At 73.5% G+C, this 15,628-nt stretch carries 14 protein-coding genes and 1 pseudogene; 7 read left to right on the forward strand and 8 right to left on the reverse strand.

Annotated features, from left to right (window positions below):
* Positions 1–38 precede the first annotated feature (38 nt).
* Genes ABD343_RS35445 through ABD343_RS35455 form a run of 3 tightly spaced genes read right to left on the reverse strand, consistent with a single transcriptional unit; the run spans position 39 to position 3,675 of the window.
* Entirely contained in the window at positions 39–941 is a 903-nt protein-coding gene (locus tag ABD343_RS35445) for an ABC transporter permease (RefSeq protein WP_425578357.1), read from the reverse strand.
* Positions 938–1,888 (reverse strand): ABC transporter permease, encoded by a 951-nt coding sequence (locus ABD343_RS35450; protein ID WP_344534256.1) that lies wholly within the window; start codon positions 1,886–1,888, stop codon positions 938–940. The genes ABD343_RS35445 and ABD343_RS35450 overlap by 4 nt, the downstream gene beginning before the upstream one ends.
* On the reverse strand, positions 1,885–3,675 hold the full coding sequence (locus ABD343_RS35455; RefSeq protein WP_344534257.1) for a peptide ABC transporter substrate-binding protein: 1,791 nt from the start codon (positions 3,673–3,675) through the stop codon (positions 1,885–1,887). Before ABD343_RS35455 ends, ABD343_RS35450 begins: the two co-directional genes overlap by 4 nt.
* A gap of 203 nt (positions 3,676–3,878) precedes the next feature.
* On the opposite strand from ABD343_RS35455, the gene ABD343_RS35460 reads away from it, so the two are divergent.
* Together ABD343_RS35460 and ABD343_RS35465 are read left to right on the forward strand one after the other, a co-directional pair.
* Positions 3,879–5,027, forward strand: coding sequence for an ROK family transcriptional regulator (locus tag ABD343_RS35460; RefSeq protein WP_344534258.1), 1,149 nt, complete (start codon positions 3,879–3,881; stop codon positions 5,025–5,027).
* Between the two features lie 356 nt (positions 5,028–5,383).
* Entirely contained in the window at positions 5,384–6,862 is a 1,479-nt protein-coding gene (locus ABD343_RS35465) for a M81 family metallopeptidase (RefSeq protein WP_344534259.1), read from the forward strand.
* Here ABD343_RS35465 and ABD343_RS35470 read toward each other — a convergent pair.
* The 5 genes and pseudogenes from ABD343_RS35470 to ABD343_RS35490 form a co-directional block, all read right to left on the reverse strand.
* Complete coding sequence (locus ABD343_RS35470; RefSeq protein WP_344534260.1) at positions 6,843–7,475, reverse strand: HAD family hydrolase; 633 nt, start codon at positions 7,473–7,475, stop codon at positions 6,843–6,845. The genes ABD343_RS35465 and ABD343_RS35470 overlap by 20 nt on opposite strands.
* Complete coding sequence (locus ABD343_RS35475) at positions 7,472–8,296, reverse strand: class II fructose-bisphosphate aldolase (RefSeq protein ID WP_344534261.1); 825 nt, start codon at positions 8,294–8,296, stop codon at positions 7,472–7,474. Before ABD343_RS35475 ends, ABD343_RS35470 begins: the two co-directional genes overlap by 4 nt.
* Positions 8,297–8,351: 55 nt before the next feature.
* Complete coding sequence (locus tag ABD343_RS35480) at positions 8,352–9,299, reverse strand: 1-phosphofructokinase family hexose kinase (RefSeq protein ID WP_344534262.1); 948 nt, start codon at positions 9,297–9,299, stop codon at positions 8,352–8,354.
* The gene (locus ABD343_RS35485; RefSeq protein WP_344534263.1) at positions 9,296–10,129 is read right to left on the reverse strand and encodes a DeoR/GlpR family DNA-binding transcription regulator; all 834 of its coding nucleotides are present in this window, start codon (positions 10,127–10,129) and stop codon (positions 9,296–9,298) included. Before ABD343_RS35485 ends, ABD343_RS35480 begins: the two co-directional genes overlap by 4 nt.
* A gap of 22 nt (positions 10,130–10,151) precedes the next feature.
* Positions 10,152–12,100: pseudogene (locus tag ABD343_RS35490) on the reverse strand (PTS fructose transporter subunit IIABC).
* Positions 12,101–12,248: 148 nt separating this feature from the next.
* Between ABD343_RS35490 and ABD343_RS35495 the strand changes: the two are divergent.
* The 5 genes from ABD343_RS35495 to ABD343_RS35515 all read left to right on the forward strand — a co-directional run bounded on the left by ABD343_RS35495 (position 12,249) and on the right by ABD343_RS35515 (position 15,511).
* Positions 12,249–12,761 (forward strand): hypothetical protein, encoded by a 513-nt coding sequence (locus ABD343_RS35495; RefSeq protein ID WP_344534264.1) that lies wholly within the window; start codon positions 12,249–12,251, stop codon positions 12,759–12,761.
* 75 nt (positions 12,762–12,836) lie between these two features.
* Positions 12,837–13,724: an MOSC domain-containing protein gene (locus ABD343_RS35500; protein ID WP_344534265.1), complete on the forward strand. Its 888-nt coding sequence runs from the start codon at positions 12,837–12,839 to the stop codon at positions 13,722–13,724.
* Between the two features lie 144 nt (positions 13,725–13,868).
* Positions 13,869–14,483 carry a hypothetical protein gene (locus tag ABD343_RS35505; RefSeq protein ID WP_344534266.1) on the forward strand — a complete coding sequence of 205 codons (615 nt, stop codon included), beginning with the start codon at positions 13,869–13,871 and terminating at the stop codon, positions 14,481–14,483.
* A gap of 48 nt (positions 14,484–14,531) precedes the next feature.
* Positions 14,532–14,921: a PadR family transcriptional regulator gene (locus ABD343_RS35510; protein WP_344534267.1), complete on the forward strand. Its 390-nt coding sequence runs from the start codon at positions 14,532–14,534 to the stop codon at positions 14,919–14,921.
* Entirely contained in the window at positions 14,918–15,511 is a 594-nt protein-coding gene (locus ABD343_RS35515) for an HAAS signaling domain-containing protein (RefSeq protein WP_344534268.1), read from the forward strand. Before ABD343_RS35510 ends, ABD343_RS35515 begins: the two co-directional genes overlap by 4 nt.
* The last annotated feature ends 117 nt before the right edge of the window (positions 15,512–15,628 follow it).

A 15,628-nucleotide genomic window follows, 5' to 3' on the forward strand; every position in this document is an offset into this window, starting at 1 on the left:
CCCCGTACCCCCAGCCGGACAGGTCTCTCATCCGCACCTCACCCCCTCTGCAGCCGGACGTCGAACGCATCCCGCAGGCCGTCACCGATGAAGTTGAACGCCGCCACCACCAGCACGATCGCGAGGCCCGGCGGGAAGATCAGCCACCAGTAGCCGACCTGGGTGTAGGTGATGCCGGAGCTGAGCATCGAGCCCCAGTCGGCCGCCGGGGGCGGGATGGAGAGGCCGAGGAAGGACAGATAGGCGACGTAGAGGATCGCGTCGGCGATCTGGAACGTGGCGTTCACGATCACGGTCCCGATGGCGTTCGGCACGATGTGCCGGAACACGGCGCGGGCCCCGCCGCCGCCCATGAGCCGCATCGCGTGCACGTAGTCGCGGCTGCGCAGCGCCAGCGCCTCGCCCCGGATGAGCCGCGCGGGCGAGAGCCAGGCGACGGAGGCGATGATCAGGATCAGGACGGGCTTGCTGGGCGTGACGATCGCGGCGACGACGACCAGGAGGAAGAGCGCGGGGATCGCGAGCGCCGCGTCGGTGATCCGCATCAGCAGCGCGTCGGTCCAGCCGCCGAAGTACCCGGCGACGGCCCCGTAGACGGTGCCGAAGAGCGTGGCCAGCAGCCCGGCCGCGAGCCCGACCTCCAGCGAGGTCTGCCCCCCGTACATGAGCCGCCCGAGCATGTCGTACCCGACGTCCGTCGTGCCCAGGGGATGGCCGGCGCGCGGGGAGAGGCTGGCCTGCCCGAGGTCCGTGTGCACCTGGTCCGTGGAGTGGACGAGGGGCCCGAGGAAGCAGAAGGCCAACAGGAGGACGAGGATCACGGCACCGGTGAGGGCCAGCTTGTTGCGGGTGAAGACGGCGAGCGTACGGCGGGCGAGGGACGGGGTGGCGTCCAGTTCCTCGGCCGGTGTCGCTGCCACGGGTACGGCTTCGGCGGTCACGAGACGCTCCTGATCCGGGGGTCGAGGACGGCGTAGGCGATGTCGGTGAGGAGCGAGCCGAGGACGGTGGCGCAGCCGACGACGAGGGTGACGCCGAGGAGGACGGGGAAGTCGCTGCTCTGCGCGGCGTTCCAGAACAGCAGGCCCATGCCGGGGTAGTTGAAGAGGGACTCGACGACGAGGGCGCCGCTGAAGAGGGTGGGCAGGTAGAGGCCGAGGAGGCTGGCGAGGGGGATCAGCGCGTTGCGCAGCACGTGCCGGGCCATGACGCGGGCCTGGGACTGGCCCTTGGCGCGGGCGGTACGGACGTAGTCCTCGCCGAGGTTGTCGAGGACGGCCGAGCGCATGTAGCGGCTGAACATGGCGATGATGCCGAGCGCCATGGTGACCACGGGGAGTACGAGGCCGCCGGGTTCGCCGAGGATGCCGCCGACGGAGTCGGCCTGCGGGGCCTCGGCGGGGAAGAGCTGGAGCTGCTGCGAGAAGGCGAGGATGAGGACGATACCGAGGAAGAAGACGGGCGTCGCGTAGGCGAGGAAGGCGGCGCCGGTCAGCGCGTAGTCGGAGGGCCTGCCGCGGCGTACGGCCTGGAGGATGCCCAGCGGCACGGCCAGCAGCGCGGCGACGAGCACCGAGAGGCCGGTGAGCAGCAGCGTCTTGGGCAGCCGCTCGCCGAGGAGGGTGACCACGGACTGGTTGAGCCTGTACGACTCGCCGAGGTCGCCGGTGACGAGCCGTTCGAGGTACATGCCGTACTGGACGGGCAGCGGGCGGTCGTACCCCTGCTGGTGGTTGAAGTGCGCGATGGCCTCGGGGGTGGCGGTCTGCCCGAGGATGGCGCGGGCGGGGCCGCCGGGGAGCTGGTGGAGCAGCACGAAGACGATGACGGAGACGAGGAAGAGGACGAAGACGGCCTGGCCGGTGCGCTTGATCAGGAAGCGGGTCACTTCTTCTCGCCCCCCTTCGCGTCCTTCACGAAGTACCAGTCCTGGGGCGCGAAGGTGAGTGTCGGGTTCTGCTCGACACCGCGCAGGTCGTTACGGATGACGGAGACCTGATAGGCGGGGTTGGGCGTCCACAGGACGGGGACCTCGCTCGCGAGGTGGCGGGCGTAGTCGCGCATGGCCGAGGGGTCGTCGGAGTACTCGGTGCGCTTGATCAGTTCGTCGGTCCTCGGGTCGGACCAGTTGCCCATGTTGGAGGGCGCGCCGGTGGCGAAGAGCCGGTCGCCGCTGGGGTTGGCGGGGAAGATCCAGCTCCCTGCCGTACCGAAGAAGCCCAGCTCCCACTGGGAGCAGACGGGCTCCTTCGGTGTGCAGGGGATGGTGGTGCCCAGCACGGTGTTGAGCGGCTGCTCCTTGACGTCGAGGCGGACGCCGGCGCGGGAGAAGGAGGACTTGATCTCCTGCATGGTGTTGGACGTCTCCGTGGACCCGGACTGGGAGAGGAGTTCGAGCTTCAGCTCCTGCCCCTCCCCGACGCCCTTACCGCACTCGCGGGGGCCGTTGCCGGGCCGTACGCAGCGCAGGGTGCCGTCCCGCTTCTTCCAGCCGTGCGCGGCGAGCAGCTTCCGGGCCTTGCCGGGGTCGTACGGGTACGGGTTGCGGTCCATCAGGGCGGCGGGGACCGGGCCGAGGGTCGGCTCGGCGCTGCCGTGCCAGACGTGTTCGGAGATCGCCTTCTGGTCGATCAGCGACTGGAGGGCGCGGCGCAGATAGCGCTGCCGGAACAGGGCGCCCTTCTCCGGGTGGTTGAGGTTGGGCACGAGGTAGGTGATGCCCCAGCTCTCCCAGGGGGCGACGCGGTAGCCGGTCTCCTTGAAGTGCGCGGACTGGGCCATGACGGAGGGCGGTATGTAGCCGTAGTCGAGGCCGCCCGCGCGCAGCACGTTGAACTCGGACCCGGCGGTGGTGAACGGCTTGAGGACGAAGCGGTCCAGGTGGGGCTTGTCGGGGCCGCCGTAGCGCTCGTTGGGGACGAGCGAGACGCGGCCGGACGGCGACCAGCTCTCGATCTTCCAGGGCCCGGCGACGGTCTTCCAGAGCGGGTCCGTGCCGAACTTCGAGAGCTGCTTGGCGTGGTGGAAGAGCCGCTTGAAGGTCTTCTTCGGGCTCTCGCCCTTCGGGTTCCAGGCGTGCCGCGGCAGGGGCTTGAACTTGTCGAGCTGGTTGGCGGTGAACCAGTCGGGGTTGTACGCGCGGTCGAGGCGGAGCCGGAACCGGTGGTCGTCCAGGATCTGGAACTTCTTCACGTTGTCCGGGAACAGCTTGGGCGCGTAGCCGCCCCACTCCTTCTTGTTGTCGCGGATCAGCTCGTACCAGAACCTGACGTCGCGCGCGGTGACCGGCTTCCCGTCGGACCAGACGTAGTCCTTCTTGAGCGAGACGGTGACGGAGCGGTTGCCGTCGCCGTAGCGGATGTCCTCGGCGACGTTGCGGGGGCTGTTCATGGTGAGCTTGCCGCTCTTGTCGGGCTCGGGGGTGACGAGCAGGGGGTAGAGCAGGTTCTGGATCGAGCTGTTGTGCGTGGCCGTGTAGCCCGCGGCGCCGATCGGGAAGATCCAGTTGGGCGTGGCCGCCGGGGGCAGCGCCATGGTCGCGGTGCCGCCCTTCACGGGCGTGCCGCCGGTCGCGCCGACGTCGGTCACGGCCTTCACCTTGGGGCCGCAGCCCGTGGCACCCGTGGCCAGGGCGCCCAACAGCAGCACCCCCGCGGTGACTCTGCGCACGCGCATGCCGCCTCCCGCCCTTCCGATCTGCGTCCGATCGAGGTCCGATCAGCACCGGTCAAAGACAGCGAGCAAAGTACGGACGGAAACGAAATAAGGTCAAGACCCTTGGCAGACTTCCTCCAACTCATGTCTACTATCGATCACTTGCGGAGCTGACTTGCTTCGGTGACCGAACGAAGAAAGCCGGAACGGAGAAGGGCATCGCTATGTCTCCCCCAGCGGAGCAGCGCGGCTCCGCCGCGCACGTCCTCGACCTCGTCGCCAGCGGCGCCGTCTCCTCGCGCGCCGACCTCGCGCGCGAGCTGGGCCTCGCCGCGTCCACGGTCTCCGCGCGCGTCCAGGAGCTGGTGGACCTCGGGCTGCTCGCCGAGGACGGCGAGGGCACCTCGCGCGGCGGACGCCGCCCCCGCCTGCTGCGGATACCGGACGACGGCGCGGTGGCCCTCGCCGCGGACCTCGGCAGCCACCACGTACGGCTCGGCGCCGTCACCCTCACCGGCTCCTGCACCGACACCGAGGAGCACGCGTTCGACCTGACGGAGGGCCCGGAGCCCACCCTCGACCTGCTCGCCGGCCGGCTCTCCGCGCTCGCCGCGCGGCAGCGCGCCGCGGGGCGCACGGTGCGCGGCGTCGGCGTCGGCTTCCCCGGCCCCGTCGACCCCGGCACGGGCCGCGTCGTCGCGCCGTCCCGGATGCCGGGCTGGCACCTGTACGCCCTGCGCGACCGCCTCGCGGACCGTACGGGCCTGCCGGTGCTGGTCGACAACGACGCCAACATGATGGCCCTCGGCGAGCACCGCGCCACCCACCCCGGCCTGCGCCACCTCGTCGTCGTGAAGGCGGGCCGCGGCATCGGCTCCGGCGTCGTCAGCCATGGCCGCCTCTACCGGGGCGCGGGCGGCGCGGCCGGCGACATCAGCCACGTCCGCGTCGAGGCCGCCGCCGAACGTCCGTGCTCGTGCGGGAACATCGGCTGCCTGGAGACGGTCGCGAGCGGCGCGGCCCTCGTCACGGCGCTGCGCGAACGGGGCCTCGCGGTGGAGGGCGCGGCGGACGTCCTCCGCCTCGTCCGCGACGGGGAGCCGCAGGCGACGACCCTCGTCCGCCAGGCGGGCCGCCACATCGGGACGGTGCTGTCGGTCGTCGTCAACTTCTTCAATCCGCAGGCGGTGTTGCTGGGCGGTGCCCTTGCGGAGGCCGAGCCTCTGGTTGCCGCCGTACGGGCCATGCTCTACGAGCGCTGCCTGCCCATGGCGACCGGCGACCTGACGATCGAGGCCGCCTCCTCGGGCCCCGACGCGGGCCTCCTGGGCGCCGGCCACGCAGCGCTCAGAGAACTGGAGCCCGCCTCTTGACCGGCCGCCACGCTGATAGAGGGTGGCGCATTGCGCTGGAAGAGGGTGCCCTTGCGTCCCCCTGAGCGCTTGGGAGGTCTGCGCAAGGCGCAGGGCTGGCAAGCGCAGCCCTCTGCGCCGGGTGCCCCGCGAGCAAGAGCCGGGTTCGGGGTGCCCCGAGCGCTGGTTCGCGGGGCGCGCCCGCGTCGTGGCCGGTCGCGCCCACGCGGCGGAGCCGCAAATCGACACAGGCCCGCGCCCCTTATTCGGGCACCCTCTTGCGCCCCGTGCCGGGCACAGGCCCGCGCCCTTGAGGGAACCGCGCGGAGCGCGCCGGGACGGCGCCCCGTGATCCGCACAGCAGAAGGAGGACAAGAATGAGCACCCGGAAACTCCGGATCGGCATAGGGGGGATGGCCATTGAGTCCAGCACCTTCTGCCCGCACAGGTCCGGTTACGAGGACTTCCGCGTGACGCGAGGGCAAGAGCTGCTCGACCGGTACGCGTGGACGGACCCCGCGCACGAGCTGTCCGCCGCAGGAGGCGGCATCGAGTGGGTCCCGCTCGTGCACGCCGTCGCCCTCCCAGGGGGCCCCGTGGAGACGGAGACCTATGACCGGATCTCCGCCGAACTCGTGACCCGTACCAGAGAGGCGGGCCCTCTCGACGGCCTCGTCTATGACATCCACGGCGCGATGAGCGTCGTCGGGATGACCGACGCCGAGGCGGCCCTCACGGCCGCCGTCCGTGCCGCGGCCGGTCCGGACACGCTGCTCTCCGCCGCGATGGACCTGCACGGCAACGTCTCGTACGACTTCGCCCGCCACCTCGATCTGCTCACGGCCCACCGCCTCGCCCCGCACGAGGACGCGTGGGACACCCGCGAACGCGCCGCGCGCAAGCTCGTCGAGCGGCTGCGGGACGGCAAGGGCCGCCCGTACCGCGCGTGGGTGCAGATCCCCGTGCTGCTGCCCGGCGAGAAGACCAGCACCCGCCTGGAACCGGCGAGGTCCCTGTACGGCTCGCTCGCCGGGATCGAGGCGAAGGACGGCGTCACGGACGCGGCGATGTGGGTCGGCTACGCGTGGGCCGACGAGCCCCGGTGCCGGGCGGCCGTCGTCGTGACCGGCGACGACGCGGACCTCGTACGGGAGGAGGCCGGCGCGCTCGCGCGCGGGTACTGGGAGGCGCGGCGCGACTTCGTGTTCGTGGGCCCGACGGGCCAGGCGGACGCGTGCGTGGCGAAGGCCGTGGCGTCGGACGCGCGCCCGTTCCTGATCAGCGACTCGGGCGACAACCCGACGGCGGGCGGCGCGGGCGACCTCCCGTACATGCTGGGCCGTCTCCTCGCGAACGAGGACCTCGCCGCGGGCCGCGCCACCGCGCTCCACCCCGGCATCACCGACCGCGCCGCCGTGGACGCCTGCTTCACCGCCGGGGTCGGGGCGTCCGTCGAACTGCGCGTGGGCGGCGAGGTGAGCGCGGGCACGGGCCCGCACGCCGAGCCGTACGCGCTGAGCGGCGAGGTCGTCTCGCTCCAGACGCTGGACGGCGTACGGGCAGCCGCCGTGCGCCGGGGCGGGGTGACGGCGGTCCTCACGGAGCGCCGCAAGCCGTTCCACACCCGCGCCGACTTCGGCGCACTGGACCCGCACACATACGACCTGGTCGTCGTGAAGATCGGCTACCTGGAGCCGGAGCTGTACGGGATGGCGGCGGACTGGCTGCTGGCCCTCACCCCCGGCGGCGTCGACCAGGACCTGCTCCGCCTGGGCCACCACCGGGTGGAGCGGCCCCTCTACCCGTTCGACGACGAGGGGTTCGAGGAGCCGGACCTCACGCCGGCCCTGCTGTGAGGGCGCGCAGTGCCGGGTCGCCGACGGACGGGACGTGGAGGTCGGCGCCAGGACAGGTCGCGGGGGTGCCGATCCCGACGACGGTGAGCCCCGCCTCGGTCGCGGCGCGCACGCCGAGCGCCGTGTCCTCGACGGCCAGCGCCTCGCCCGGGGCCACGCCGAGCGCCGCGCACGCGGCGAGGTAGACGTCCGGCGCGGGCTTGGGCCGCCGCACCTCGTCCCCGGCGACGGTGACGGGCACGAGCGCGGCGAGCCCGCCCACGGCGAGCGTCTTGTCGAGCAGCGCGCGGAAGCTGTTGCTGGCTATGGCGACGGGCCGTACGGCCGCCGCGCCCCGCACGGTCTCCACGGCGCCGGGCAGCGGCCGGGCGAGCGCGCCGACCGCCGTGATCAGTTCGGCGTTCAGCTCTTCCGCCAGCGCGGCGCCGTCCTCGCCGAGTTCGGCACCGAGCACCGCGCCCGCGTCGCCCATCGCGAGCCCGGTGAGCGCGGTCCGCACGCCGTCGGGGCACGTACGGCCGCGCCGCGCGAACATCGCGTCGTACGCGGCGTCCGCGCACGGCAGCGTGTCCATCAGCGTGCCGTCGCAGTCGAAGACGACGGCACGCTTCATCGCGCACCGCCGAGGAGGGCGACGAGCCGGGCGACCTCGTCGGCGACGGCCTCGCGCCCGGGCGCGAGATAGCGCCGGGGGTCGACGGTGTCGGGGTGGGCGGCGAGATACGCGCGGACGGCCCCGGTGAACCGGACGTTGAGGTGCGTCGCCATGTTGATCTTCGTCATCCCGGCGCGGACGGCCGCGACGAGGTCCTCGTCCGCGACCCCCGACGAACCGTGCAGCACGAGCGGCACGCCGAGCGCGGCGCGCAGCTCCGCGATGAGCGCGAGGTCGAGCGCGGCGTCCCGGGTCCGCATGGCGTGCGAGGTGCCGACGGCGACGGCGAGCGCGTCCACGCCGGTGTCCCGTACGAACGCGACGGCCTCCGCCGGATCCGTCCGCGCCCCCGGCGCGTGCACCCCGTCCTTCCCGCCGACCTCGCCCAGCTCGGCCTCGACCCACACGCCGCGCGCGTGGCAGCGCCGGACGACCTCCGCGGTGGCGGCGACGTTCGCCTCGTAGTCGAGCTTCGAGGCGTCGAACATGACGGAGGGCACGCCGAGTTCGACGGCCTCCTCGACGAGGGCCTCGTCGGTGGCGTGGTCGAGGTGGACGGAGACGGGCACGTCGGCGGCGCGCGCCGCGGCGAGCGCCGCCCCGGCGAGGGGCGCCAGCGCGCCGTGGTACTTCACCGCGTTCTCGCTGATCTGGAGCACCACGGGCCGCCCGGCGCGCTCGGCGCCCTCGACGACGGCGGTGACATGTTCGAGCTGGATCACATTGAACGCGGGCACGGCGCCGCCCTCGGCGGCGATCTCTCCGGTGCCGGTGAGCATGGGGCTTCTTCCTTTACGTACAGGGCCCTTCACGTACAGGGCCGGGCCGGAAGGGTCAGTCGAGGGCCAGTTCGCGGCCCCGGTCGACGCGGTCGTGGAACGCGATCTCGAAGCCGGAGTCGTCTATGTCGGGCCCCAGCAGCGTGCCGGAGCGGGTGATCGCGGCGGAGGCCCAGCGCAGCGCCTCGCGGAGGGCCGCGGGCCCCTCGCCGCCCGCGCCCAGGAAGCCGGCCAGCAGGGCGTCGCCGGCCCCGACGGTGTTCTGGGGGCGGTGGACGCGCGCCTCGGCGTGCAGCGGCTGCCCCTCGGGCGGGACGAGGAGCGCGCCGTCCGCGCCGAGGCTGGCCAGGACCGTGCGCGCGCCCGCGTCCTGGAGGCGACGGGCCGCGTCGACCGCGTCGCCGAGCCGCGTCACGGGGACGGCCGCCGCCTCCGCCAGTTCGTGGACGTTGGGCTTCACCAGGTCGGGGCCGCGCCGTACCGCCTCCGCGAGCGCCGTGCCCGAGCTGTCCACCGCCACCCGCGCGGTGACCCCCGACTCCAGCAGGCGCCCGTAGAAGCCGGGGTCGACGCCGCGCGGCAGGCTCCCGGCGGCCAGCAGCCAGCTCGCGGAGACGGCCTCCGCGTCCTTGACGGCGCGCTCCAGCAGCGCGGCCGTCTCGTCGGGGCTCAGTTCGGGACCGGGCTCGTTGACCTTGGTGACGCGTCCGCTCGCGCTCTCGACGACGCTCACGTTGCTGCGTACGGAGCCCTCGACCGGCACCCCGGCGAAGTCCAGCCCCGCCCCGTGCAGCATCTGCGCGAGGACCGCGCCGTCGGGTCCGCCGAGGGGGAGGACGGCGCGGGTGGCGCGGCCCTGCGCGAGCAGCGCCAGTGAGACGTTGATGCCCTTGCCGCTGGGTTCGAGGGCGCAGGGCTCGGCGCGGTTGACCTCGCCGGGCACGTACTCCGTGACCGTCAGGGTGCGGTCGATGGAGGGGTTGGGGGTGAGGGTGACGATCATGCGCGGAGGATCTCCTGGATTCCGGCGTCGGTGAGGCGCGCCGCGTCCTCGTCGGACAGCCCTGTGTCCGTGACGAGGAGGTCGACGTCGGCGAGCTGGGCGTACTGGTAGAGCCGCTCTCTGCCCACCTTGTGGTGGTCGGCGAGCAGGATCCGTCTGCGCGCCGCCGAGAACATCAGCCGCTTGATGGCGGCCTCGGAGGTGTCGGGCGTGCTCAGGCCCCGTTCGACGGAGATCGCGTTGGTGCCGAGGAAGGCGACGTCGACCCGGATCTCGGAGAGGGTGCGCATCGCCCAGTGATCGACCTCGGCGAGCGTACGGGCACGCACCCGGCCGCCGAGGGTGTGGACGTCGAGCTGGGGCCGTCCGACGAGCGCGAGCGCGATCGGCAGGGTGTTGGTGAAGACGGTCAGCTCGCGGTCGCCGGGGAACATCTCCGCGAGGCACGCGGTGGTGGACCCGGCGTCGATCAGCACCGTCCCCGCCGCCGGTACGTGCTCCAGCGCGGCCTGCGCGATGCGCCGCTTCTCGCGCTGGTAGCCCGTACGTTCGGCGGTCGGCGGCTCCAGCGACAGGCTCTCGGCGGGGACGGCCCCGCCGTGCTGGCGCCGCAGCAGCCCCTGGCGCTCCAGGAGGACGAGGTCGCGCCGGATGGTCTCGGCGGAGACGCCGAGCCGCTCGGCGGTCCCGGCGGCGTCGAGCCTGCCGTCCTCGCGGACGATCCGCAGCAGGGTCTGCTGCCGCTCTGCCGCGTACTGCTGCCGGTCCTGCCGCTGCTGCCCGTCCTGCGTCTGCTCCGTCTGCTGCCGCTGCTGCCGGTCGCTGCTCATGTGCTCGGCACTCTCCGTTCGTTCACGCGTCCTGGACGGCGGCCCGGCGGCGCGTCGTGCTCTTGAGCACGATCACGAGCAGCGCGGCGACCGCCACCCCGACGGCGATGGACAGCAGCCACAGGAACGGGCTGCCCACCAGCGGCGTGACGAACAGGCCGCCGTGCGGGGCCCGCAGGGGCGTGCCGATGGCCATCGTCATCATGCCGGTCGTGGCGCACCCGGCCATGCACGCGGGGATCACCCGGAGCGGATCGAGCGCGACGAACGGCAGCGCGCCCTCGGTGATCTGGGAGAAGCCCAGCACCCACGCGGCCTTGCCGTTCTGCTGCTCGGCCCTGCTGAAGAGGGACTTGCGGACGGTGGTGGCGAGCGCGAGGGCGAGCGGCGGGACGACATTGATCGCGATGACCGCGCCCATGACCTTGAACGCGCCGTCCGTGCCGGTGGTGAGGCCCGCGACGCCGAAGGTGTAGGCGACCTTGTTGACCGGGCCGCCCATGTCGAAGGCGGAGAGGATGCCCATGACGGCGCCGAGGAGCAGCGCGTTGCCGCCGCTGAGGCTGTTGAGCCAGTCGGTCAGCCCCTCCTGCGCCCAGGCGATGGGCCTGCCGACGACGGTGAACATCAGCCCGCCGACGACCAGCGAGCCGAGCAGCGGGATCACGACGACCGGCATGATCGCCCGCAGCGCGGCGGGGATCTTCAGCTTGCGCAGCCACAGCACGAGGCCGCCCGCCATCAGACCGGCGGCGAGCCCGCCGAGGAACCCGGCCTCGACGGCGACCGCGACCGCGCCGCCGACGATGCCGGGCGCGAGGCCCGGGCGGTCGGCCATCGCGAAGGCGATATAGCCCGACAGCACCGGGACGAGGTACTCGAAGGCCAACTGCCCGGTCTGGAAGCAGAGCGCGGCCCAGCTCTTCAGCTCGGTCCAGTCGAAGTGCTCGGTGACGGCGGCGGCCTTGTCGATCTCGTACCCGCCCAGGGCGAAGCCGAGCGCGATGAGGATGCCGCCCGCGGCGACGAACGGGATCATGTAGCTGACCCCGGTCATCAGCCAGCCCCGCAACTGCGCTCCCCGGCCCTCCCCCTGGGGCGGCTCGGCGGCGGGCGCGGGTTCCCGTTCCGTACGGGCCTCTTCGTGCCGCTCGGTCCCGATCGCGGCGACGGCCCGCGCGATCAGCCCGGCCCCGTCGCTGATCGCGTTCTTCACGCCGACCTGCACGGTGGGCTTGCCCGCGAACCGGTCCTTGTCGCGCACCTCCACGTCGGCCGCGAAGATCACGGCGTCGGCGGCGGCGATGACCTCGTCGGCGACCGGCTCGGCGCCCGCCGAGCCCTGCGTCTCGACGGCGATACGGACGCCCGCCTCGGCGGCGGCCTGCTCCAGGGCCTCGGCGGCCATGTACGTGTGGGCGATGCCCGTCGGGCAGGCGGTGACGGCGACGATGCGCGCCCCGCCCGTCCCCTCCTCCCGGGACTCCCCCGCCGAGGTCTGCGGCGCGGCGCTCACGGCACCGTCACCTCCTGCCGCACGAACGCCGCGACGGCCTCGGCGTCCTGGGCGGCCCGCAGCTCCCCCGTGAACGCGGGGCGCACGAGGCGGCGGGCGAGCGCGGCGAGGATCTTCAGGTGCTCGGAGTCCCCGCCCTCGGGCGCGGCGATCAGGAAGACCAGATCGGCGGGGACGCCGTCGGCGGCGCCGAAGTCGATGCCGCCCTCCCGGACCCGGCCGAAGGCGAGGCTGGGCGCGGTGACGTGCGCGGACCGGCAGTGCGGGATCGCGACGCCGCCGTCGAGCCCGGTCGCCGCCTGCGCCTCGCGCGCCTCGACGTCGGCGAGGAAGCCGTCCAGATCGGTCACCCGCCCCGCGTCGCGCAGCCGCCCGGCGAGCAGCCGGACAGCCGCACGGCGGTCGGTGGCGGGCAGGTCGGTGTCCACCAGATCGGCACTGATCAGGTCAGTCATGACGGGAACCCTCCAGGAGCACGAGCCAGGGCACGCGACCGCGCCCTCAGCCCGAGACCCTAGCCCACACAAATCCACGTGGGAACCCACACGAGGGAGTGAGCCACACCTCCCCCGCGCCCCGCGCGGTTCCGGCAGCATGGAGCCCATGACGCGTGCCGTGGACGGGGAGTGGCTCGGCGAGGTCGTCAGCGAGCACCCCGTCGAGGCGCGGCGCGCGCTCACCGGCGGGGTCTGCTCCCTCGCCTTCGCCCTCCTCTGCGGCGGGACGGGCCTGGCGCTCGCGCCGGGCCGCCTCGGCGGCACCGGCGCCGATCGGATCCCCCTCGTGCTCCTGGGCCTCGGCCTCATCGGGCTGACGCAGGCAGCGTGGGTGCTGCGGGAGTACGCACGGCAGCGCGGGACGCTCTTCCGCGTCCACCGGGGCGGCCTCGCGCACCGCCGGAACGGGGTCGAACGCACGTATCCCTGGCGGGACATGACTGTCGTCCGGCACCGGCTCGCCGGCGGCTTCACGGCCCGCGCCATGGGCCGCGACGTCCGCTGCCTGATCCGCCTCCCCGACGGCGGTACTGTCCGCCTGGCGGGGTTCACGCACCGCGCCCATCACCTCGCCACCGAGATCGACCGCGCCTCCCGTGCGTGCGGGCCCGCCGCGTGAGGGGTGGGCACCCGGGCGCCGGGGCACTGGGGAGCCGGGACACCGGGACACCCGGGGGCGCATTACGGTGAGCCCATGGTCACCGTCGCGGAACTGATCACGTACCCCGTCAAAGGCTGTGCCGGAGTCGCGGCACGGGAGATGACGCTCGGCCCGGCAGGGCTCGCGCACGACCGCGCGTTCATGGTCACCGACGAGAACGGGGTCTACCGCACCCAACGCCGCCACCCCGCCCTGGCGTTGATCCGCCCGGAGATCACGGAGGACGGAGCGCTGCTCACGCTCGACGCGCGCGGCACGGGCAGCCCGGTGAAGACCGAGGTGGACACCGACTCGCCCGCCCGCGCGGTGGACCTCTTCGGCGCCCCCTTCCGCGGCATCGACCAGGGCGACGAAGTCGCCGCCTGGCTCTCGGACTTCCTCGGCACGCCGAGCCGCCTGGTGCGCGTGCCGCGCGACCACGACCGGGTGACGGACGGCCTCACCCCCGGCACCTCCGGCTACGCCGACAGCGGCGCCGTCCACCTCCTCTCCCGCGCCTCGCTCGACGGCCTCAACTCCCGTATCGAGGAGGCGGGCCGTGCCCCGCTGCCCCTGGCGCGCTTCCGGCCCAACATCGTGGTCGACGGCTGGCCCGAGCCGCACCGCGAGGACGGCGTCCGCCGCGCCACGATCGCCGGTACGGAGCTGGCGTACGCCAAGCCCGCGATCCGCTGCGCCGTCACCCTGGTCGACCCGGCGACCGGCGCCCGCGGGGGCCCCGAACCCCTGCGCACCCTCGCGACGTACCGGCGGAACCCGAGGGAGGCGGGCGGCGGCGTCACCTTCGGCACCAAGTTCTCGGTGCTGCGCGGCGGAACGCTCCGGGTGGGCGACGCGCTGACGGTCACGGAGTGGGCGGCGGGAGAGGGCCCGGGGGCGGGAGGGGACCTGGGGGCGGCAGAGGACCCGGGAACGGCCTGACCCTCCTCCTCCGGGCGGCCCCTCTTCCGCCGCGCGGCGGAGGCCGGTTGGCCCCGGCGGGCGACGCGCGGGGGCGGGGCACGCTGCGACCTTCGAGGAGCCCCGGACCGCACGCGTCCGGGTGGCCCCCGAAGGAGACCGCACGTGACGACCGCACCGACCGACACACCGCCCCGGAAGGCCCCTTCACCGGGAACGGGGCGGCTCCGCGCCGCCTGGCGGGCCGCGCACGCCCCCGTCCCCGGCGTCCCCCGCTGGGCACGGGCCGCAGCCCTCGCCGTACCGCTGACCGTTCTCCCGTCGAGCCTGTGGCGCGTCGCCGTCCTGTTCCCCGGACTGGGCGGGGACGACCCCGGCAGCGGCAGCCTCCCGGCGTGGCTGCCGACGCCGGTGTACGTCGTCCTCCTCTCCCTGCTCTCCGAGGCGCTGGCGTTCACGGCCGTCGGACTGATCGCCTCCTGGGGCGAGGTGTTCCCGCGCTGGGTCCCCTTCCTGCGCGGCCGCCGCGTCCCGACCGCCGCCGCCGTGATCCCGGGGGCGCTGGGCGCCGTGGCGCTGACGTTCCTGTGGACCGTGCTCACGCTCGTCACGGAGTTCGCCGGCAGGACGATCCGCGGCGAGCCCGTCCCCGACGACTACCCGGGCGTCGCGGGCGGCTGGAGCGAGGCGGTGTTCTACGCCTGCTACCTGCCGCTCCTCCTGTGGGGACCGCTGCTGGGCGCGGTCACGGTGGCGTACTGGCGACGGCGCAGGGGATGAGGGACGGCGGCTTCCGTTACCCATAGGCCGCAAGGTACTGTGCATTGCATGGAACCAGGCAAGGCGAGCAACCGCCCCGGAGGCAAGGCCGAGAGCCAGCTCCGCAAGGGCGTGCTCGAATTCTGCGTGCTGGCGCTGATGCGCGACGGCCCCCGGTACGGGGTCGAGTTGCTGCGCGAGCTGGAGGAGAGCGGTGCGCTGGCGACGAGCCAGGGCACCGTGTATCCCCTGCTCTCCCGGCTGCGGCGCGACGAACTCGTCGTCACGACCTGGCGCGAGTCCACCTCGGGACCGCCCCGGCGCTACTACGAGCTGACGGACGCGGGGCGCGCGGCCCTCGCCGAGTTCGCGGAGATCTGGCCGGGCTTCCGCGACGCCGTCGACGGCTTCCTCACCTCCCCCGCACCTTCCCCCCACGTACCAGGAGAAGCACCATGAAGACCGGCGAGCACACCGCGGTCCACCAGTACCTGTCGGCGGTCGAGCGCGAGGCGTCGGCCCTGCCCGCCGAGCGCAGGCAGGAGCTGCTCGCCGACCTCGCCGAGCACATCGAGGTCACCCTCGCCGAGCGCGGCGACCAGGGCGACGCGGCGATACGCGAGGTCCTGCGCGAACTCGGCGACCCCCGCACCATCGCGGCAACCGCGCTGGGCGAGGCGGGCGTCACGGCCCCGCCGTCGGCACCGGCGCCGCCCACGCTCGCACAGCGGGCGAACATCGAACCGTGGATCGCACCCCTCGTGCTCGCCCTCGCCACCCCGGTGGGCCTGGTCTTCGACATGGGCCTGCTGGCCTCGGTGCTGCGGATCGGGGGCATCGTCCTGCTGTGGCTGACCCCGCGCTTCACGAAGGTCCAGAAGGCCGTGACGACCGCGCTCACCGCCGCCGTGATCCTCGTGCTCAACCTGATCATGGTCTTCGCCGACCCCGGCGGCCTGATGCCCTGGCGCGTCGTCCACGGCGTCCAGACCGTGGTCCCCCTCGCGCTCTCCGTCTGGCTCTGGACGGCCTCGCGCCGACGGGCCTGACACACACACGGCAGCGCCCGCGCGGGGACCGGTTAGCCTGTGGGCACTGTCGGACCGGGCGGTCGCGTACGACGGCACGACGTCACGACGGCAGCAGCACGCCGAACACGCACCACG

The sequence above is a fragment of the Streptomyces albiaxialis genome (assembly GCF_039530985.1).
Lineage (GTDB): Bacteria > Actinomycetota > Actinomycetes > Streptomycetales > Streptomycetaceae > Streptomyces > Streptomyces albiaxialis.

Coding starts and splice junctions, on each gene's coding strand:
- ABD343_RS35455 (WP_344534257.1), bottom strand. CDS start 3,675: ATGCGCGTGCGCAGAGTCACCGCGGGGGTGCTGCTGTTGGGCGCCCTG.
- ABD343_RS35460 (WP_344534258.1), top strand. CDS start 3,879: ATGTCTCCCCCAGCGGAGCAGCGCGGCTCCGCCGCGCACGTCCTCGAC.
- ABD343_RS35465 (WP_344534259.1), top strand. CDS start 5,384: ATGAGCACCCGGAAACTCCGGATCGGCATAGGGGGGATGGCCATTGAG.
- ABD343_RS35470 (WP_344534260.1), bottom strand. CDS start 7,475: ATGAAGCGTGCCGTCGTCTTCGACTGCGACGGCACGCTGATGGACACG.
- ABD343_RS35475 (WP_344534261.1), bottom strand. CDS start 8,296: ATGCTCACCGGCACCGGAGAGATCGCCGCCGAGGGCGGCGCCGTGCCC.
- ABD343_RS35480 (WP_344534262.1), bottom strand. CDS start 9,299: ATGATCGTCACCCTCACCCCCAACCCCTCCATCGACCGCACCCTGACG.
- ABD343_RS35485 (WP_344534263.1), bottom strand. CDS start 10,129: ATGAGCAGCGACCGGCAGCAGCGGCAGCAGACGGAGCAGACGCAGGAC.
- ABD343_RS35495 (WP_344534264.1), top strand. CDS start 12,249: ATGACGCGTGCCGTGGACGGGGAGTGGCTCGGCGAGGTCGTCAGCGAG.
- ABD343_RS35500 (WP_344534265.1), top strand. CDS start 12,837: ATGGTCACCGTCGCGGAACTGATCACGTACCCCGTCAAAGGCTGTGCC.
- ABD343_RS35510 (WP_344534267.1), top strand. CDS start 14,532: ATGGAACCAGGCAAGGCGAGCAACCGCCCCGGAGGCAAGGCCGAGAGC.
- ABD343_RS35515 (WP_344534268.1), top strand. CDS start 14,918: ATGAAGACCGGCGAGCACACCGCGGTCCACCAGTACCTGTCGGCGGTC.